This window comes from Dokdonia sp., assembly GCF_039945015.1.
Classification (GTDB): Bacteria; Bacteroidota; Bacteroidia; order Flavobacteriales; family Flavobacteriaceae; genus Dokdonia.
In genome coordinates this window covers 107,315-127,372 of record NZ_JBDUXP010000019.1, presented here as the reverse complement: position 1 = coordinate 127,372, position 20,058 = coordinate 107,315, and the positions used below count along the sequence as shown (strand labels likewise).

Annotated in this window: 23 protein-coding genes; 3 read left to right on the top strand and 20 right to left on the bottom strand. The window is 33.5% G+C overall.

What is annotated here, in order from left to right:
* The first annotated feature begins 43 nt into the window (after positions 1-43).
* Entirely contained in the window at positions 44-1,228 is a 1,185-nt protein-coding gene (locus ABJD27_RS15010; RefSeq protein WP_348167926.1) for a pyridoxal phosphate-dependent aminotransferase, read from the top strand.
* Positions 1,229-1,290: 62 nt separating this feature from the next.
* On the opposite strand, the gene ABJD27_RS15005 is transcribed toward ABJD27_RS15010, so the two are convergent.
* Positions 1,291-2,103 carry a C45 family autoproteolytic acyltransferase/hydolase gene (locus ABJD27_RS15005; RefSeq protein ID WP_348167923.1) on the bottom strand — a complete coding sequence of 271 codons (813 nt, stop codon included), beginning with the start codon at positions 2,101-2,103 and terminating at the stop codon, positions 1,291-1,293.
* A 199-nt stretch (positions 2,104-2,302) separates the two neighbouring features.
* Between ABJD27_RS15005 and ABJD27_RS15000 the strand changes: the two genes are divergently transcribed.
* Positions 2,303-4,087, top strand: coding sequence for a DUF885 domain-containing protein (locus ABJD27_RS15000; protein WP_348167920.1), 1,785 nt, complete (start codon positions 2,303-2,305; stop codon positions 4,085-4,087).
* A gap of 28 nt (positions 4,088-4,115) precedes the next feature.
* Here the strand turns inward: ABJD27_RS15000 and ABJD27_RS14995 are convergent, their stop codons facing one another.
* A complete protein-coding gene (locus tag ABJD27_RS14995) occupies positions 4,116-5,150 on the bottom strand; it encodes a T9SS type A sorting domain-containing protein (RefSeq protein ID WP_348167917.1) in 1,035 nt (344 codons plus the stop codon).
* Between the two features lie 289 nt (positions 5,151-5,439).
* Between ABJD27_RS14995 and ABJD27_RS14990 the strand changes: the two genes are divergently transcribed.
* Positions 5,440-6,174, top strand: coding sequence for a carboxypeptidase-like regulatory domain-containing protein (locus ABJD27_RS14990; protein ID WP_348167914.1), 735 nt, complete (start codon positions 5,440-5,442; stop codon positions 6,172-6,174).
* Between the two features lie 2 nt (positions 6,175-6,176).
* Here the strand turns inward: ABJD27_RS14990 and ABJD27_RS14985 are convergent, their stop codons facing one another.
* From ABJD27_RS14985 to rplR, 18 genes are all read right to left on the bottom strand, one after another.
* Positions 6,177-7,091, bottom strand: coding sequence for an arginine deiminase family protein (locus ABJD27_RS14985; protein ID WP_348167911.1), 915 nt, complete (start codon positions 7,089-7,091; stop codon positions 6,177-6,179).
* Between the two features lie 321 nt (positions 7,092-7,412).
* Positions 7,413-8,699: a citrate synthase gene (locus ABJD27_RS14980; protein ID WP_348167908.1), complete on the bottom strand. Its 1,287-nt coding sequence runs from the start codon at positions 8,697-8,699 to the stop codon at positions 7,413-7,415.
* An 869-nt stretch (positions 8,700-9,568) separates the two neighbouring features.
* The gene (gene eno, locus ABJD27_RS14975; RefSeq protein WP_348167905.1) at positions 9,569-10,858 is read right to left on the bottom strand and encodes a phosphopyruvate hydratase; all 1,290 of its coding nucleotides are present in this window, start codon (positions 10,856-10,858) and stop codon (positions 9,569-9,571) included.
* A 125-nt stretch (positions 10,859-10,983) separates the two neighbouring features.
* Entirely contained in the window at positions 10,984-12,096 is a 1,113-nt protein-coding gene (gene carA / locus ABJD27_RS14970) for a glutamine-hydrolyzing carbamoyl-phosphate synthase small subunit (RefSeq protein WP_348167902.1), read from the bottom strand.
* A gap of 107 nt (positions 12,097-12,203) precedes the next feature.
* Positions 12,204-12,911 (bottom strand): hypothetical protein, encoded by a 708-nt coding sequence (locus ABJD27_RS14965; protein ID WP_348167899.1) that lies wholly within the window; start codon positions 12,909-12,911, stop codon positions 12,204-12,206.
* Between the two features lie 33 nt (positions 12,912-12,944).
* Complete coding sequence (locus ABJD27_RS14960; RefSeq protein ID WP_348167896.1) at positions 12,945-13,652, bottom strand: hypothetical protein; 708 nt, start codon at positions 13,650-13,652, stop codon at positions 12,945-12,947.
* Between the two features lie 142 nt (positions 13,653-13,794).
* A complete protein-coding gene (rplQ, locus tag ABJD27_RS14955; RefSeq protein WP_348167893.1) occupies positions 13,795-14,262 on the bottom strand; it encodes a 50S ribosomal protein L17 in 468 nt (155 codons plus the stop codon).
* 45 nt (positions 14,263-14,307) lie between these two features.
* On the bottom strand, positions 14,308-15,300 hold the full coding sequence (locus tag ABJD27_RS14950) for a DNA-directed RNA polymerase subunit alpha (RefSeq protein ID WP_348167890.1): 993 nt from the start codon (positions 15,298-15,300) through the stop codon (positions 14,308-14,310).
* A 26-nt stretch (positions 15,301-15,326) separates the two neighbouring features.
* On the bottom strand, positions 15,327-15,932 hold the full coding sequence (gene rpsD / locus ABJD27_RS14945; protein ID WP_348167887.1) for a 30S ribosomal protein S4: 606 nt from the start codon (positions 15,930-15,932) through the stop codon (positions 15,327-15,329).
* A gap of 79 nt (positions 15,933-16,011) precedes the next feature.
* Positions 16,012-16,395, bottom strand: a complete 384-nt coding sequence (gene rpsK, locus ABJD27_RS14940) for a 30S ribosomal protein S11 (protein WP_348167884.1) — start codon at positions 16,393-16,395, stop codon at positions 16,012-16,014.
* A gap of 12 nt (positions 16,396-16,407) precedes the next feature.
* Positions 16,408-16,782 (bottom strand): 30S ribosomal protein S13, encoded by a 375-nt coding sequence (gene rpsM / locus ABJD27_RS14935; RefSeq protein ID WP_348167881.1) that lies wholly within the window; start codon positions 16,780-16,782, stop codon positions 16,408-16,410.
* A 5-nt stretch (positions 16,783-16,787) separates the two neighbouring features.
* Complete coding sequence (gene ykgO, locus ABJD27_RS14930; protein ID WP_010519235.1) at positions 16,788-16,904, bottom strand: type B 50S ribosomal protein L36; 117 nt, start codon at positions 16,902-16,904, stop codon at positions 16,788-16,790.
* Between the two features lie 17 nt (positions 16,905-16,921).
* On the bottom strand, positions 16,922-17,137 hold the full coding sequence (infA, locus tag ABJD27_RS14925; protein ID WP_013751343.1) for a translation initiation factor IF-1: 216 nt from the start codon (positions 17,135-17,137) through the stop codon (positions 16,922-16,924).
* Complete coding sequence (secY, locus tag ABJD27_RS14920; protein ID WP_348167875.1) at positions 17,137-18,489, bottom strand: preprotein translocase subunit SecY; 1,353 nt, start codon at positions 18,487-18,489, stop codon at positions 17,137-17,139. The genes infA and secY overlap by 1 nt, the downstream gene beginning before the upstream one ends.
* Positions 18,490-18,502: 13 nt before the next feature.
* Positions 18,503-18,955 (bottom strand): 50S ribosomal protein L15, encoded by a 453-nt coding sequence (gene rplO, locus ABJD27_RS14915; protein ID WP_348167872.1) that lies wholly within the window; start codon positions 18,953-18,955, stop codon positions 18,503-18,505.
* Between the two features lie 13 nt (positions 18,956-18,968).
* Entirely contained in the window at positions 18,969-19,148 is a 180-nt protein-coding gene (gene rpmD, locus ABJD27_RS14910) for a 50S ribosomal protein L30 (RefSeq protein WP_348167869.1), read from the bottom strand.
* An 11-nt stretch (positions 19,149-19,159) separates the two neighbouring features.
* Complete coding sequence (gene rpsE, locus ABJD27_RS14905) at positions 19,160-19,684, bottom strand: 30S ribosomal protein S5 (protein WP_348167866.1); 525 nt, start codon at positions 19,682-19,684, stop codon at positions 19,160-19,162.
* 7 nt (positions 19,685-19,691) lie between these two features.
* Positions 19,692-20,048 carry a 50S ribosomal protein L18 gene (gene rplR, locus ABJD27_RS14900; RefSeq protein ID WP_348167863.1) on the bottom strand — a complete coding sequence of 119 codons (357 nt, stop codon included), beginning with the start codon at positions 20,046-20,048 and terminating at the stop codon, positions 19,692-19,694.
* Positions 20,049-20,058 lie beyond the last annotated feature (10 nt).

The following is a 20,058-nucleotide window of genomic DNA, read 5'->3' as shown; positions in this document are numbered from 1 at the left end:
TAATACTAAAAGTAAGTACTAATAACCCAACCATTATAACAACATGAGCACACTTTCTAATCGTGTTATGAGTATGGCAACATCTGCCACCCTAGCGATGGCAGCAAAAGCAAGAGAATTGCGTGCCGAAGGCAAAGATATCATAGGACTAAGTCTTGGAGAGCCAGATTTTAACACTCCAGACTTTGTCAAAGATGCAGCGATACAAGCCATTAATGACAATTACAATTCGTATACACCTGTTGATGGATACGGAGAGCTTAAAAGTGCCATTATCACAAAATTTAAGAGGGATAATAATTTGACATATGATCCATCTCAAATTGTAGTCTCTACAGGAGCTAAACAATCACTTGCAAATATTGCTTTAGTATCAATAGATCCAGGAGATGAGGTGATATTACCTTGTCCATACTGGGTGAGTTATAGTGATATTGTAAAAATAGCCGAAGGTGTTCCTGTCGAAGTTACAACATCTATAGACACGGATTTTAAAATGACTGCAGCGCAATTAGAAGCTGCTATTACGCCAAAAACAAAAATGTTATGGTACAGTTCTCCTTGCAATCCATCAGGATCTGTATATAGCAAAGAAGAATTACGTGCACTTGCAGACGTTCTTGTAAAACACCCACAAATCATCGTGGTAAGTGATGAAATATACGAGCATATCAATTATGTAGGCGGTCATGCAAGTATGGCTCAATTTTCAGACATGTACAATCGTACCGTTACTGTAAATGGAGTTTCTAAAGCATTTGCAATGACTGGATGGCGTATAGGATACATAGGTGCTCCTAAAGAAATTGCACGCGCTTGTAATAAGATGCAAGGTCAAATCACAAGTGGAGCAAATTGTATTGCTCAACGAGCTGTAATTACAGCACTAGAGGCTGACCCAAGTAGAGTACAATATATGATCGATGAGTTTAAGAACAGACGCAGTCTAATTCTTGGACTTCTTAATGACATAGAAGGATTTGTATGTAATGAACCAGATGGTGCATTTTATGTTTTTCCAGATATTACTGCATTTTTTGGTAAAACATTAAATGGAGTTACTATTAATAACTCCTCAGATTTTGCACTCTATTTATTGGAGTATGCAAACGTAGCGACAGTAACAGGAGAAGCTTTTGGAAGTCCAAATTCTATTAGAATTTCATATGCCGCTAGTTCTGATCAAATAAAAGAAGCAATCAAACGTATCAAAGAAGCAGTTTCTTAAAATATTCGTTTTCGCGAAAGCGTAAAAATCAAAACCTACTTACAACAAGTAGGTTTTTTTTATTAAAACAATGTTATTTTACGTTTACTTTTAAATTCCTCTCTTAGATCAAACTGCATCACTTTTTTACTATCTAGTTTAGGCAAAAAAACCATTTTCATTTCAGTAATATCAATAAAACTAGTATAAAGCGTACCTAATGTTTTCCCGTTATCGAGTGTACGAGGTGTTTGATATGCTTGTGTTACGATAGCAGACATACTAGGCAATGTAATAGGATCACCTGAAGATTCCATTTCCTTAATACGCTCTTCTATGGAAGCATAACGCGGACAAGGATAATTACCCGCCTCTGGTTTTAATAAAAGATAATTGGTTGCAATAAGACTATTACCTTCTTTTTTTATAACATGTTTCTTCCCATCCACCCACTCTACAATAATAGCATTCCCCTGGGCATCTCCTATAAGCATATGACTTTGATTAAGTGCCATTTTTTCTTTTTCCATATATGCAAGTACTTCATCTACTGTACGGCAATGCGCTAGAATTCTATCTGTAATATTTCCCTCAGGAAGTCTATATCCTTTAGGTACTTTCTGATTAGGCGTTACAGCTACATCAAAAAATAAACCCGCGCTATTAATTCCACCTTGCCCAAAATCATTCCACCCATACCACAAACGGGCAAGTTCATTTTTTGTTTCCGGTATTATCTGGATATACGCGTCTGTATTATACCAGAAATCTTCATTGTTTACCACATATATTTTACCTGTATCTGGATCTACATAATACACAATAGAACAAGCAGTAGCTTTTGAAAAACAACAGAATACTAATACCGCAATAAGAGTTTTTATAACGTTTACCATAAAAACAAGGTACAAAAGATATTCTAAAGTTGTTATTCATTTTGCTTTCGCGAAAGCGTAAAAAACACAAAACCCTCTTATGTTAATTAAAAGGTATTTTAATGTCTAATACGTATCTTTAATGACTATAAATACAATCAACACCTAATTGCTCAAGATTCTTCTTAATGATGATTTATTGTGCATTCAAAAACGAATTATGAAAAAAATACTCCTTACCGGTTTTATCGCATTATTACTCATAAGCTGTAAAAACGAAGTCCCTACTACAGAGGAAAAAATAACATCATCTGTTATTCCTTTTGGAGAAATGCTTGACAATTATTATGAAGAAGGTTTACAATTAAATCCTCTTAATGCTACTATGGCTGGTGACAATCGTTATAATGATCAGTTTCCAGATGTATTATCATCAGATCAAAAGTCAAAAACAAAAGCCTATTATGAGTCTTACAAAGCAGCACTAGTAAATTATCCAGACGAAAACTTAAGTCCTAGTGAAAAAATGAGCAAAGCTGTACTTCAATGGGATTGTGATGTAAACTTAGAGTTATTGAGTTACAAAAAAGATTTAATGCCTATCGATCAAATGTGGTCCCCACATTTAATGTTTGGACAATTGGCAAGTGGTGCTAGTGCACAACCATTTAAAACAGTACAAGATTACCGCAACTGGCAAAAAAGAGTAGATCAATATCTTACTTGGTTATCAAGTGCCGAAAAGAATATGCGCCAAGGAATGAAAGAAGGGTATACTCTTCCTAAATCATTAATTAAAAAAGTGATCCCGCAAATGGAGTCACTAGCACAAACAGATATTGAATCTCATTTATTTTATACACCTATCGCAAACTTTCCTGAAGGAATTTCTGAGACTGACCAAGAAGTAATAAAGGCAGATTACATTACTATGATTAAAGACAAAGTTATTCCTGCATATGCAAAAATGGCTAGTTTTATGACCAATGAATATATGGCAGCAGGTCGTGATTCTTCTGGCTTTAGTGACTTACCTAATGGATCAAATTATTATGATTTTGCCATAAAGTATTTTACCACCACTACGATGACCGCAGATGAGATCCATAACCTAGGACTAAGCGAGGTGGCACGTATACGTGCAGAGATGGAAAAAATAAAAGAACAAGTAGGTTTTAAAGGAGATCTAAAAGCGTTTTTTGACCATGTACGTAATAGCAAAGATCTCATGCCTTTTTCTACTCCAGAAGAAATTATAGCAAATTTTAATAAAATGCATGCCACGATGAAACCTAAGGTAGATGAGTTGTTTAGCTTACAACCTATCACCCCTTTTGAGGTACGTCGTACAGAAACTTTTCGTGAGAAATCAGCTAGTGCAGAGTACAATCCAGGATCGCTAGATGGTACTCGCCCTGGTATATTTTATACACCTATCCCAAATGCATCTGCATATAATGTGTATTCTGACGAGTCTTTGTTTTTACACGAAGCTATTCCTGGGCATCATTTCCAAATCTCACTTACGCAAGAGAGTAAAGAATTACCTCAATTTAGAAAAACATTATGGTATAGTGCTTATGGAGAAGGATGGGCTTTATATACAGAGTCACTAGGAACAGAACTTGGATTGTACACAGATCCATATCAACTTTTTGGAATGCTTGGAGCAGAGATGCATCGTGCGGTACGACTTGTAGTAGATACGGGCATACATACCAAAGGATGGAGTAGAGAAAAAGCAATAGCATATTGTCTTGACAATGAAGCCGAAAGTGAAGCAGGTATCACTTCTGAAATAGAACGTTATATGGCAAATCCGGGACAGGCATTATCTTATAAGATAGGGCAATTAAAAATTCGCGAACTACGTGCTAAAGCCACAGAAGCTTTAGGAGATAAATTTGATATTAGAGAATTTCATAAAGAGGTATTAGAAACAGGGTGTATTCCTCTAGCATTACTAGAAGATAAAATAGACAAGTGGATTGCTTCTAATAAATAGAGATACGCTTTCGCGAAAGCATACCTAACTACTTTTTAATAATGCGTCTCACTGTAGACGCATTATTTTTTTGATCAGTTAATTGCAGAAAGTAGATTCCAGATTTCAATGCAAATAAATCGATAGAACTAACACCTCCAGCATTTAATCTTATAGTATTCCTAACAACTCTACCTGTAGTATCATAAAGCATTGCTGTAACTTCGTTTTCCAAGTTACTAATACCTATACGTCCTACGGTTGGGTTTGGAAATACTTTAACTTCCTGAAAAGCACTCTCACTCAGACCTAACGTAAATTGTCCAAAATCTCCACCTCCAGAAGTAATATATGTCACATTAAAAGGTTCTCCATTATTATTCTGCTCTGGATTACGAAATCCAGTTAACATCATTAAAACCCCTTGATCTTCTAACATTAATTCTTGAGTCTGAAATGGTATAACCACTCCATAACTAAAAACTTCGCCTCCAGTAGCACTATCTAAAATATCTATATAATAATCTTCAGTTCCTCCACCATGAATATAATTATCACCAAAACCTGAGTAATTCAAATTATCACTCAAAAGAAGTCCTCCACAAGCAAGTGCTCCAGAAGCATATACTCTTAAGGGAAAATCAAATCCAATACCACCGTGATGCACCTGAATATCTGTATTCTCATATTCTTCTCCTAAGAAATCTGCTTCAATATGTGCTCCTTCGTATAGAAAGATATCAAAGGGAGCTGTATCTGTATAATTTTCTGTATCAAAAATTCCATCAACCACCACATAGTAATTTTCTTGATCTACCAACATACGTTCACGAGATACAAGAATATCATTTTCATCTGTAGATCTAGTGATCGTTATCTGAGCCATATCTCCATTAAATGGAACATCTAGAAATGCAGAACCTGTTTTAAATGTAAGATTATCTACTATCAAATTATCATTTACATACACATCGACTTCTGTAATAGAAACATCTGGAGCATTGTGGATAAATTGCATCTTAGCAGTCTGACTATATCCTATTTGTGTAATTAAAAATAGCAGAAAAAATAGTTTTGATTTCATAGCACACAAGATCAATTAGTTATATAAAGATACAATAATATTATGGCAAAAATAATTCTTTTAGATTCTGGAGAGTTCGGCAAAGAATTTGTAAACGCCGCACAGCACTTAGGACAAACTGTTATTGTAGAGGTATAAAAGAAGCAACAGAAAGAGCTAAGCTATTAGCCTCAAAATAAATACATTAAAATAGACAACACTCCACTAATCTAATAAACGTTTCCATTATAGGCTACATAGTACAGAGGTTTTTCTAATTAATTTGTATATTTAGAAATACACCTACGCTATGAAAACTTACATATATCAATTTTATAGTTTTGTATTTATACTCTTATTACTCTCTTGTTCTAAAGAAAGTAATACTACAACAGAAATCGAGACAGGTTCTATTACTGGAGAAGTTAATTTATTTTCATCAAGAGGAGGATTTGCACCTGATGAAAACATGCAAGTTACTATAGAAGGATCAGATCTTTTACTTACTGTATTTACTGACTCAATTGGAGAATACACATTTGAGGACATCCCATATGGTCGGTACGATTTACGTTTTGAAAAAGAAGGTTTTGGTACTTTTAAAAGGGGAGATATTATACATCAAAACGAAGAGACTATTATTGAACTTCCTGAAAATTTAAGTAGAGAATCAACTACTGGAATCACTCAATTAACATTATCAGAAACGGAAACTGGCATTACCATATCATTAGTCACTTCTCCCCCTGCCAATTCGTTTAGCGAAAGATATGCTCGATTATTTTTTAATATAGGCAGTGAGACAAGTTCTACTATTTTTGGATATTTTACTCCTGTGCTTCGAGTCGAATCTACACCATATGTGCAAAGTTTTACTTTTGAAGAGTTTGAAAGTTTAGGTTTTATTTCTGGAGCTCCAATATTTATCAAAGCATATGGAGAATCCTTATTCAGTAATGAATATATTGACCCAAATAATGGAGACAGGATATTTCCAAATATCAACCCAAATACAACTTCTAATGTTTCTTTTATAATGCCATAAATTTAATCTCGAATTAAAGGGAGCGTACTACATCGTAACAAACCCTCTTGCTTTGCTATTTCTGCATATGGTACTTCTTCTACAGTAATATTATGAGAACGTAACCAAGTATTTAAGCGAGTAAAGTTTTTTTCCGAAATCACCACATCTGGCGCAACACTAAATACATTACTATTCATATTATACATCTCATCTTTTGAGATCTCAAATATATTTTCTTGACCAAATAGATTAACCAACCAATCATACTCCTCTTCTTTTAAGAATCCATTTTTATGAATAATTGCCTTGTCTTTACCTACAGGTTGAAAGCAACAATCTAAATGTAATGCATTTTCTTTAGGTTCTGTATTATGCTTACGAAGTTCAAAAGAAACAACTTTCTTACGAGGAAACAGCTCAGCTAGATATTGTACTGCTTTCTTGTTTGTACGGGCAGTAATAAAATCAGGATAATCGTCTCCTGTATATGTCCCTACAAAAAGATATTCTCCCCACGGCATTACATCTCCTCCTTCTACGTGTGCATCTTCTGGTAAACGAAAAACAGATGTCGCAGGAATTTTATCAAGAATATACTGTATAGCCTCTATTTCTCGTTCTCTATCCGGAAGAATATTTGCTTTAATAAATTTATCATCTACCACAAATCCTATATCCCTGGAAAATATTTGATTATAATTTTCTATAATTTTCGGTCGAAATACTTGAACGTTATATTTTTTAAAAACAGCAGCCACAGCCTCCATTTCTAATATCATATCTGACTCTATAGGATATGTACCTGCCTTGATATGCTGTGCACTTTTAGGATCATAGGCATCTTCTATTTTTGGGGTTGGCCCACAGTTTTCTGCAGTTCCTAATACAACCGCACGTAATCGTGAAGTCTCATCTTTTACATGTAATTTAAGCATTGGACTAAGATACTAATCTCTATGTTTGATCCCAAAAAATAAATGATGAACCCTCTCATTATAAGCAACAAAAAACATACTAATATTTTTATTTTTTATACTTCTCAAATTTCTTCATCTATGTTCAGAATTTCCTAAACACTCATTACTTATTCTGTTCATTTACAAAAACACAACAGATTTAAAATGTCATATTATTTTTAATATATTTTAATTTTAGGGATTACACCTTTCATTGTTTTCACGAAAGTGTAATTATAATTTTGGCATAAAAAAAGGTAAACACAAATGTTTACCTTTTTTTTATAATAAATTGACCTCTTATCTTTTTGATACAGGTTCAAATTTTCTAAAATTTTCTCCTACATATATTTGGCGAGGACGCCCAATAGGTTCTTTACGCTCACGCATTTCTTTCCATTGTGCAATCCAGCCTGGCAAACGCCCTAAAGCAAACATTACAGTAAACATTTCTACTGGAATTCCTAAAGCGCGATAAATAATACCAGAGTAAAAATCTACATTAGGGTACAGCTTACGATCCACAAAATATGGATCTTCGAGTGCTTCTTTTTCTAATCCTTTTGCTATATCTAATACTGGATCTTCAATCCCAAGCATGTTTAGAACATCATCTGCAGCTACTTTTATAATTTTTGCTCGTGGGTCAAAATTCTTATACACTCTATGTCCAAAGCCCATTAAGCGAAAAGAATCTTCTTTATCTTTAGCCTTAGCCATATATTTTTTGGTATCCCCTCCGTCTTGTTTAATAGCTTCTAACATTTCAATCACTGCTTGGTTTGCTCCTCCATGAAGTGGTCCCCAAAGTGCTGATATCCCTGCAGATATTGATGCAAATAATCCAGCATGTGCTGATCCTACAATACGTACTGTGGATGTAGAACAGTTTTGCTCATGATCTGCGTGTAAGATTAATAACTTATCCAAAGCCTCTACAACAGACGAGTCTACCTTATACTCTTCATTAGGTCTTGCAAACATCATTTTGTGAAGATTTGCAACATATCCCAAACTATTGTCTCCATAATCTAATGGTTGACTTTTCTTTTTACGCAAAGCCCAAGATGCAAGTACCGGAAATTTTGCAAGTAATTTTACAATAGTACTGTACATTTCTTCTTCTGACTCTACATTAACAGAAGTAGGATTGAATGCTATAAGCGCTGATGTAAGTGCACTTAAAACTCCCATAGGATGTGCAGATTTAGGAAAACCATCTAAGATTTTCTTCATATCCTCATCTACATGAGATTCTGCTTTTATATCTGTATGAAATTTATCTAATTGTATTTTTGATGGAAGCTCTCCGAATATTAACAGATATGCTACTTCTAAAAAATCTGCTTGGTCTGCTAATGCTTCAATAGAATATCCCCTATAACGTAAAATCCCTTTTTCTCCATCTAAGAAAGTAATAGCACTTTCACATGAACCTGTGTTTTTATATCCAGGATCAATAGTTGTAACACCTCCGGTTACTCCTCTAAGTGTTTTTATATTAATTGCTTTTTCGTTTTCTGTGCCTGTTATAATAGGAAAGTCAAAAGATTGACCATCTATATTTAGCGTTGCTTTATCTGCCATGCTTATTTGAAAAATTTAAGGTGATTATTCCTTTTTTTTAGAAGGATTGCTAATTTACAAAAAAACAGTCGGTTTTTTTAATACTTCCATACAGTAAAGCAATTAAAAAAGTATTAAAAGATAGCAAAAACGCTTGTTTTATTTACCATATATCATTGTAATACCACCATCAACTACCATTATTACTGACTTTAAACAAATTAAAGAAAGGAGAATATTAAATTTAAAAATTATTTTGATTGTTTTTACTAAAATATAGTAGGCATTAATTTATAATTAAAATACAATACACTATTTCCTATTTAAATTATCAATTTTTCCCTAAGTAGTTTTCTACTTAATATATTTTGCTATGAATTCTTTGACATAAAAAAGAGCTTATACCATAGCATAAGCTCTTTACCCAACTTCAAACCTAAATTTTGGTGTTTTATTACCAAAAAATAATTCTTAAAAAGAGCGAGTTATTCAGCAAAAGCATCATCTCCCGCTCTTTACCCAACTTAAAATCATTTTGCTTGTTTATTCACTAACGTACAATACAATTGTTGAGTTAAGAATTTAAAAGATGAAGCTAGATCTTCTTTTAAGTTCTAATAGATTTGGATGGTAAATGTAGACAAAAAGCAAGTAAGAGACAAGAATTAAAATAAAGATAATTCTTACATTTGTTAATTTTTAACATAACATATTGATAAACAAGGATTTAAATATATCAAATAAATTTATTTTATATGATAAATCAATATTACATTAAGAATATATCATTTAAAAAACTGCATTTAATCGCATAATACAGTATTTTATCGATATTTTTACACAGAAAAACCCCCTGAAATAGGAGGTTTTTTATGAATTTTAAAAAATTATTACCTTAATTTAAATGCTTTTTCGCTAGGAAAATAAGCGATATCACCAAGTTGTTCTTCTATACGAAGCAATTGATTATATTTTGCCATACGATCAGATCGTGAAGCTGATCCTGTTTTAATCTGCCCAGTATTTAATGCAACAGCAAGATCTGCAATAGTATTATCCTCTGTTTCTCCTGATCTATGGGACATCACTGAAGTATACCCTGCATTATGTGCCATATTTACAGCTGCTATAGTTTCAGTAAGTGTTCCTATTTGATTTACTTTAATAAGTATTGAGTTTGCTATCCCATTTTCTATACCTCTAGAAAGTCGTTCTACATTAGTCACAAATAGATCGTCACCGACTAGCTGTACTTTATCTCCAACTTTCTCTGTTAAGTATTTCCAACCATCCCAATCATTTTCATCCATTCCATCTTCTATAGATATAATGGGATAGTTTGCGGCAAGTGATGCTAAATAATCTGCTTGCTCTTCACTAGTTCTCACCACACCAGATGTACCTTCAAATTTTGTATAGTCATACTTACCGTTTACATAAAATTCGGCAGCAGCACAATCTAATGCAACCATAATTTCATCACCCCAAGAATAACCAGCGTTCTCTACTGCGATCTTTATTGAATCAAGAGCATCTTCTGTTCCATCAAGTGCAGGAGCAAATCCTCCTTCATCACCTACAGCTGTACTTAAATTTCTATCGTGAAGTACTTTTTTAAGACTATGGAAGATTTCAGTTCCCATTTGCATCGCCTCTGAAAAGTTTTTTGCTTTTACTGGCATGATCATAAATTCCTGGAAAGCAATAGGGGCATCGCTATGTGATCCTCCATTAATGATATTCATCATAGGAAGCGGTAATGTGTTTGCGCTTACTCCACCTACATATCTATATAATGGCAGATTAAGTTCTGCTGCTGCTGCTTTAGCACATGCTAAAGAAACTCCAAGTATAGCATTTGCTCCAAGCTTTGATTTATTTGGCGTTCCATCTACATCAATCATTAATTGATCAATTAGGTTTTGTTCAAAAACAGAAGTTCCTAATAATTCTGCAGCAATGATTGTATTTACATTATCTACAGCATTTAGAACCCCTTTACCCATATAAGCATCACCTCCATCTCTTAATTCTACAGCTTCATGCTCACCTGTAGAAGCTCCCGAAGGAACAGCTGCTCGTCCCATTACTCCATTTTCTGTATATACATCTACTTCTACGGTAGGATTTCCTCTAGAATCAAAAATTTGTCTTGCGTGAATATCTATTATTATGCTCATAATTATTATTATTTTGATGGCAGAAAGATACAATTTGTGGTGTTTACAACCTTAAAATTTCATGAATAGTAGCGATAACGTTTTCGCATATTTATGATTCTTTTGCTATCAACTTTATTTTAACATTAAGCTTTTGCTTTTTTAATATTTTCTATAAATTGATCAAAAAGGTATGTTGCATCATTTGGTCCCGGACTTGCTTCTGGGTGATATTGAACTGAAAAACAATTTTTGTTTTTAATTTTAATACCAGCTACCGTATGATCATTAAGATGTACGTGCGTTATTTCTACATTAGCATTAGCCTCTGTTTCTTCTCTATTAATTGCAAAGCCATGATTTTGAGATGTAATCTCACCTTTTCCAGTAATCAGGTTTTTTATTGGGTGGTTTATTCCTCTATGACCATTATGCATTTTATATGTAGAGATTCCATTTGCAAGAGCAATGACTTGATGTCCTAGACAGATTCCAAATAAAGGATGATTTTCAGTTATGATGTCTTTTGCAACTTGTATTGCATTATCCAATGGTTCTGGGTCTCCAGGTCCATTGGAAAGAAAATAACCATCTGCATTCCAAGATTTCATTTCAGCATATGGTGTATTATAAGGAAATACTTTTATATATGCTCCTCGCTTAGATAAATTACGAAGTATATTACGTTTGATACCTATATCTAGTGCTGCGATCTTTATTTCTGAAGTTTCTTCTCCAAAATAATAAGGTTCTTTTGTTGACACCTTTGAAGCTAGCTCCAATCCGCTCATACTAGGGACTTCCGAAAGCTTAGTCTTTAATAATACTATATTATCAACATCGGTAGTAATCACAGCATTCATTGCCCCGTTATCTCTTATATAAGCTACTAAAGCCCTTGTATCTACATCAGATATTGCAAAAAGCTTATTTGCTGAAAGAAAGTCCTCCAAAGATTCCTGAGCATCTTGTCTTGAAAACGTATAGCTAAAGTTTCTACATATAAGCCCCGATATCTTGACGCCATTAGACTCTGTCTCTTCCTGTGTTGCTCCATAGTTCCCTATATGAGCATTTGTAGTGACCATAAGTTGTCCAAAATACGATGGATCTGTAAAAATTTCTTGATAGCCTGTCATTCCTGTATTAAAACACACTTCTCCAAAAGAAGTACCTTCTACATCACCAACAGACTTCCCATGAAAAATAGTTCCATCTGCTAATAGAATAAGTGCTGGACGTCGAGATTGATATTTCATAATATACTATTATAATTTATCTGCAAATATATTATATCGCTTAAAATACTAAGCCAAAAAAAAAGAGCTTTTTTCAAGCTCTTTTTTAAAATATGTTATAACCTAACTTAGGATATCTTATTAAGGTACAAAAACATCCTTTTTACATCCTTATCTTTATTAAATGATAGTCTATTTTTTTTTGCAAAAGATTTAATCTGATCTGCTTTTGAACCAAATATTTTTAACAATTCTGATTTTTTAAACTTGATGGCTGTGATTTGTCCATTTCTTTGAACATAATATTTATAAGAAATAACATATTCATCATTACCTTTTCCTTTAGTTGGTGAAAAAACACCTTCTCTAATTGTTAACTTATAATCTTTAAGTAATGAAAAACTATCTGCTTCTCCTACAACCTCCATGAACATCATTCCATTTTCATTTACTTTATCGACAACTTTAAAGTTTTTGTTATTAATAACAATTTTTTTAAAGTTAACAGTATTGAATACAAGCACAGAGTCTTTACTTATTTTAGAAACAAAAGCATCTCTCTCTACATCATAGTTTAAATTTTCAATTCTATATTTTTTATTTTTTCCAGTTTCTAAAACCCCAACATTTTTCCAGTCGTCATATAAATATTTCGAACCATCTATACTACTAGGAGCAATATAAGAAATTGCAAAAGTAGCATTTGCAGGCTGTTCATTAGAAACCTGACCTAAGTTAAGAGTATTTCTAAAGGTATCACCTCCAGCATCATCTTGTGAAAACATAACTACTGAACTCATTACAGATACTAGTACTATAAAAAAAATCTTTTTCATAACAATTTTATTTTAGTGAAGTACTTACTCTTACTATAATGTTCTGTAATAACTTGCTATTTTCTGTAAATCTCGCTCACTTTTAAAATTGAGGTTATTATCTTTTGCATACTTCTCTAGATTAGAAGATTTAGATCCTGCTACTTGAAGAATTGCAGATTTTTTAAGTTTAAATTTCTTAAAAGATTTTCCTTTTTTCACATAATATCCATCTCTCATAAGGTACTTATCATTTGCACGAGCTAGTAATGGATTAGGGTTCCCTTCTCTTATATCTATTGTATAATCTTTATAGATCTCAAAGTCATTGGTTTCAGCAACTACCTCAAAAATTCTATATCCACCATCAACTGGAGAATATACATTTTTAAAAACTCTATTATTAATTACAATTTTTTCAATGTTTGTAAAATCAAACGTGAAAATAGTTTCATCATCAATTTTTGATTCAAAGACATTTCGTTTTGCATTAAAATTAATATTACTATTAAGTCTAATAGGTTTTTCCTGAGTAGTTGTTACTATAAGTGTGTTATTAGACCAACTCTCAAATAAATATACAGTTCCATCTATAGGTCTAGCTGGATTACGCACAAAACTAGATGCACCTATATTTGCTCCATCTGGTCCGTATGTTGCAAGTGCGTTAAGCACATTGTTATTCGTATCAACCGCATTTTGTTGCGCGTATCCTATAGAAGTAATCACAAAGGATACTAAAACAATAATTAATTTTTTCATAATTCTATAATTTCAAATTTATATCAATTTCAAGTTCAAATACTTTGCCATATTTTAACTTAACACTGTAAAAATAAAAAAAGGGATTCACCTTGCGGTAAATCCCGATACTATTTAACCTTTTTGTAACAGGTTTCCCGATCTATTCTTCCTCGTTAGAAGTGGTATCTGCAACTGGAGTTGCTTCTACTTTTTTAGTTCTACCGCGACGTGTAGATTTCTTTTTAGCAGGTTTACCAGCATTATAAATTTCATTATAATCTACAAGTTCGATCATTGCCATATCAGCATTATCCCCAAGTCTATTACCTAATTTAATAATACGAGTATATCCACCAGGGCGATCTCCTATTTTTACTGCAACTTCTCTAAAAAGTTCTGTTACGGCATCTTTTTGACGTAAACGAGCAAATACAATACGTCTATTATGTGTTGTATCTTCTTTAGATTTTGTTACTAATGGTTCAACAAACTGCTTAAGTGCTTTAGCCTTTGCAACAGTTGTGTTTATTCTTTTATGTTCAATTAGGGAACAAGCCATATTAGCAAGCATTGCTTTTCTATGGGCTGTTTTTCTTCCTAAATGATTAATTTTCTTTCCGTGTCTCATTGTTGTTATTCTTTATTCGCTTTCGCGAAAGCGTACAAATCGTAATTAATCTTTATCTAGTTTATACTTTGATAAATCCATACCAAAATTTAAACCTTTCACATTTACAAGTTCTTCCAATTCTGTTAATGATTTCTTACCAAAGTTTCTAAACTTCATAAGATCATTTTTATTAAAAGAAACTAGATCTCCTAATGTGTCTACTTCTGCAGCTTTAAGACAGTTAAGAGCACGTACCGAAAGATCCATATCGATAAGTTTTGTCTTAAGTAATTGCCTCATATGAAGTGACTCTTCATCATATGTTTCTGTTTGAGCAATCTCATCAGCCTCAAGGGTGATACGCTCATCAGAAAATAACATAAAGTGATGAATAAGTGTTTTTGCAGCTTCAGTAAGAGCTTCTTTAGGATGAATAGAACCGTCTGTAATTATTTCAAAGATTAATTTTTCATAATCTGTTTTTTGCTCTACACGGTAGTTTTCAATGCTATATTTTACATTTCTAATAGGTGTGTATATAGAATCTGTAAATATTGTTCCTAGAGGTGCATTTGATTTTTTATTTTCTTCTGCTGGTACGTAACCTCTTCCCTTTTCTATGGTAATTTCCATATTTACATTAACCTTCTTATCCATATTTGCGATAATAAGGTCTGGGTTAAGAACTTGAAATCCAGAAATAAATTTCTGAAAATCTCCTGCAGTAAGTTGATCTATGCCAGAAAGTGAAATAGTAACAGTTTCATTATCTATTTCTTCTATCTGTCTCTTAAAACGTACTTGCTTTAGATTAAGAATAATCTCCGTTACATCTTCAACTACTCCAGCGATTGTAGAAAACTCATGATCTACGCCTTCTATACGAACAGAAGTGATTGCAAAACCTTCTAAAGAAGAAAGTAATACACGTCTTAAAGCGTTTCCTACGGTTAAACCATAACCAGGTTCTAAAGGTCTAAACTCAAACTTACCTTCAAAATCAGTAGAGTCAATCATAATGACTTTATCAGGCTTTTGGAAATTTAATATTGCCATATCGTGTTTTCTAGCTTTAGTTAATTTTACTTAGAGTATAATTCGACAATGAATTGCTCATTGATATTTTCAGGTATTTGGATACGCTGAGGGACAGCTACAAATGTACCTTCTTTCTTATCATTATTCCATGTGATCCACTCATAAACATGACTTGCATTAGCCAATGAGTTTTCAACAACTTCTAATGATTTTGATTTTTCGCGCACTGCAATAACATCCCCAGGTTTTACTTGGTAAGATGGAATATTAACAATACCTCCATTTACAGTAATATGTCTATGTGATACTAATTGACGTGATCCATTTCTTGAAGGAGAAATCCCCATTCTATATACTACATTATCTAAACGTTGCTCACAAAATTGAAGTAAAACCTCACCAGTAATTCCGTTTGATCTATTTGCTTTTGCATATAGGTTTCTAAACTGACGCTCTAATATACCATATGTATATTTTGCTTTCTGTTTTTCTTGTAATTGAACAGCGTATTCAGATTTTTTTCCTCTACGTCTGTTGTTTCCGTGTTGTCCAGGAGGATAATTTCTTTTTTCAAAAGATTTATCATCTCCAAAAATTGCTTCACTAAATTTACGAGCAATTTTAGTCTTAGGACCAGTATATCTTGCCATTTAAAAAGTTTTTTTGAGGGGGTTAGGAATTAAGGTCAATCCTTCGCAAACTCTATTCCCTCTAGATATTAAATTAAAATTAAACACGACGTCTTTTTGGTGGACGACAACCATTATGTGGTGCTGGAGTTACATCAATAATTTCTGTAACTTCAATACCGCTATTATGAATAGATCTAATAGCAGACTCACGTCCATTACCAGGTCCTTTTACATATACTTTTACTTTACGCAAGCCTGCTTCGTGAGCAACTTTTGCGCAATCTTCTGCAGCAGTTTGAGCAGCATATGGAGTGTTCTTTTTAGAACCTCTAAAGCCCATTTTACCAGCAGACGACCAAGATATTACATCTCCTTTCTTATTAGTTAAAGATATAATCAGGTTATTAAAAGATGCTGTGATGTGTGCTTCACCCACAGATTCTATAACAACTTTACGTTTTTTTGTACTTTGCTTTGCCATTACTACAAGTTATTATTTAGTTGCTTTCTTCTTGTTTGCAACAGTTTTACGCTTTCCTTTTCTTGTACGAGAGTTATTCTTTGTACGTTGACCTCTTAAGGGAAGTCCTGTACGGTGGCGAATACCTCTATAACATCCTATATCCATTAAACGTTTAATGTTTAATGATACTTCACTACGTAATTCTCCTTCGATAGTAAAACTACCCACTGCATCACGAATACGACCAATTTCGTCGTCATCCCAATCAGAGACTTTTTTATCTTCAGATACATTAGCAGTAGCCAAAATTTCTTGTGCTCTACTCTTACCGATTCCAAAGATGTAAGTTAATGCAATTACACCTCTTTTTTGTTTTGGGATATCAATCCCTGCGATTCTAGCCATAACTTTTAACCTTGTCTTTGTTTAAACCTAGGGTTCTTTTTGTTAATTACGTATAATCTGCCTTTGCGACGTACAATCTTACAATCGGCACTTCTCTTTTTAATAGACGCTCTTACTTTCATATCAAGCTATTTTCCCGTTAATAACGGTACGTTATACGAGCCTTAGATAAATCATAAGGACTCATTTCTAATTTTACTTTATCTCCAGGTAATAATTTAATATAGTGCATGCGCATTTTACCTGATATGTGCGCCGTCACTACGTGACCATTTTCTAGTTCAACTCTAAACATTGCATTAGACAATGCCTCTATAATTGATCCATCTTGTTCTATAGCTGCTTGTTTTGCCATTATGCTACCGCTTTACGATTTTTACCTGACTTCATAAGACCATCATAATGTCTATTAAGCAGGTATGAGTTTACTTGTTGCATTGTATCTATGGCAACTCCCACCATAATCAAAAGTGATGTTCCTCCATAAAATAAAGCCCATCCTTGTTGTATTCCTATGACATTAAAAGCTATTGCTGGGAATATTGCTATTAATGCTAAAAATACAGATCCTGGTAATGTAATCTGAGACATTATCTTATCCAAATATTCTGCTGTTTCACTTCCAGGACGAATCCCAGCTATAAAACCACCACTACGTTTAAGATCATCTGCCATTTTATTTGTAGGAACTGTAATTGCTGTATAGAAGTACGTAAAGATTATAATTAATAATCCAAATACTAGATTATACCAAAATCCAAATATATTTCCTCCAAACTCAGCTTGTAACCATTGTCCTGCAGAAGTATTTTCTAAGAAACTAGCTGATCCAATCAAACCTGGTACAAACATAATTGCTTGTGCAAATATAATAGGCATTACTCCTGAAGCATTCAATTTTAATGGAATATATTGTCTACTTCCAAAAACGTTTTTCTCATAGGCTCCACTTGCAGTTCTTCTTGCATAAGAGACTGGGATTTGCCGTACAGCCATCACCAGAAGAACAGATAATAATATAATTACAAACCATATTACTAATTCTATTAGAATCATAATGATTCCTCCGTTAGATTCTGTTACACGAGCAACCCATTCTTGGACAAATGAAAGAGGCATTGTTGCAATAATACCCACCATAATTAAAAGTGATATACCATTACCAATACCTTTATCTGTAATTTTTTCTCCCAACCACATTGCAAAAACACAACCTGTTACAAGTATTAATACTGATGAAATATAGAAGACAGGTGTTTTACCTAAAATAAAAGCAGATTCAGGAACTCCTAATGTTCCAAGAGCAGCAAGATAACCAGGAGCTTGTAATAAACAAATTCCTATAGTAAGCCATCTTGTAATCTGATTAATCTTACGACGACCACTTTCTCCTTCTTTTTGTAATTTCTGTAAATAAGGAATTGCTATCCCCATTAATTGAACTACAATAGAAGCAGAAATATATGGCATAATACCAAGTGCAAATACTGACGCATTAGAAAAAGCTCCTCCAGTAAATGCATTAAGTATACCTCCTAGACCAGCATCAAAATTAGCAGCAAATCCTCCTAATTGAGAAGCATCAATACCAGGTAGTACTACTTGGGCACCAAAACGATATACGAGGAGCAGAGTTAACGTAAGCAAAATACGATTCTTAAGCTCGTCAATCTTCCAAATATTTTTTATTGTATCTATAAATTTCATCCTCTTATATCAATTATAAAGTTACAGCTTCTCCTCCAGCAGCTTCAACAGCTTGCTTTGCTGATGCTGTAAACTTATGAGCAGACACTTTAAGTTTTGCTTTAAGCTCTCCTCTTCCTAATATTTTTACTAGATCGCTTTTTCCAACAAGACGATTCTCGATTAACACATCAAGAGTAACCTCATCTTTAATACGACCTGCATCAACATATTCTTGAAGAGTATCTAAGTTTACACCTGCATACTCTTTGCGATTAATGTTTTTAAAACCAAATTTAGGAACACGTCTTTGTAAAGGCATTTGACCTCCTTCAAAACCTATTTTCTTAGAATAACCAGAACGAGATTTTTGTCCTTTATGTCCACGACCAGCTGTACCACCGTTACCAGTTGCCTGACCACGACCTTTACGGCTATCGTTTTTCTTAACTGAACCCTTTGCAGGTTGTAAAGTATTTAAATTCATCTATACTAATTATTTAAGCTTCTTCTACAGAAACTAAATGACTTACTTTATTTATCATACCAAGAATATTAGGAGTATTTTCATGCTCCTTTACTTGGCCCATCTTTCTTAATCCAAGAGCCTCTAGGGTTCTCTTTTGGTCTTTAGGACGATTAATCGCACTTCGAACCTTTGTTACTTTAATCTTTGCCATAACTTCTTGGTTTATCCTTTAAATACTTTATCAAGAGAAATCCCTCTTTGTTTTGCAACAGTTTCAGCACTTCTTAATTGAAGTAATGCATCAAAAGTAGCTTTAACAACGTTATGTGGATTTGAAGAACCTTGATTCTTAGATAATACATCATGTATTCCTACAGACTCTAATACGGCTCTAATCGCACCACCTGCAATTACTCCTGTTCCGGCAGCTGCTGGAAGTAATAATACTCTAGCTCCACCATATTTTCCTTTTTGCTCGTGAGGAATTGACTTCTTATTTAATGGAATACGTACAAGGTTTTTCTTAGCGTCCTCTACTGCTTTTGCAATAGCAGAAGCAACTTCTTTAGATTTCCCTAACCCTTGACCTACAACACCATTCTCATCACCTACGACTACAATAGCAGAAAAACCAAAGGCTCTACCTCCTTTTGTTACTTTAGTAACACGTTGTACCCCTACTAAGCGATCTTTAAGTTCTAAACCACTAGGTTTAACTAACTCTACGTTTTTATAATTCTGATACATAATTTATTTAGAATTTAAGTCCACCCTCTCGAGCGCCTTCTGCTAGTTGTTTAACTCTTCCATGATATAAGTAACCTCCTCTGTCAAATACAACAGATTCAACTCCTGATTTTACAGCTTTCTCTGCAATTGCTTTTCCTACAAGTTTTGCGATTTCAGATTTGTTTACGTCTGAAGTAACAATTCCTTTATCACGAGAAGAAGCAGCTCCTAAAGTCTGACCAGATAAATCATCGATTATCTGAGCATAAATCTCTTTATTACTTCTAAATACACAGAGTCTAGGGCGCTCTGCAGTTCCAGAAATAGTCTTACGAATTCTCAAATGAATTCTATTTCTTTTTTCACTTTTTGATAATGCCATAACCTATGTA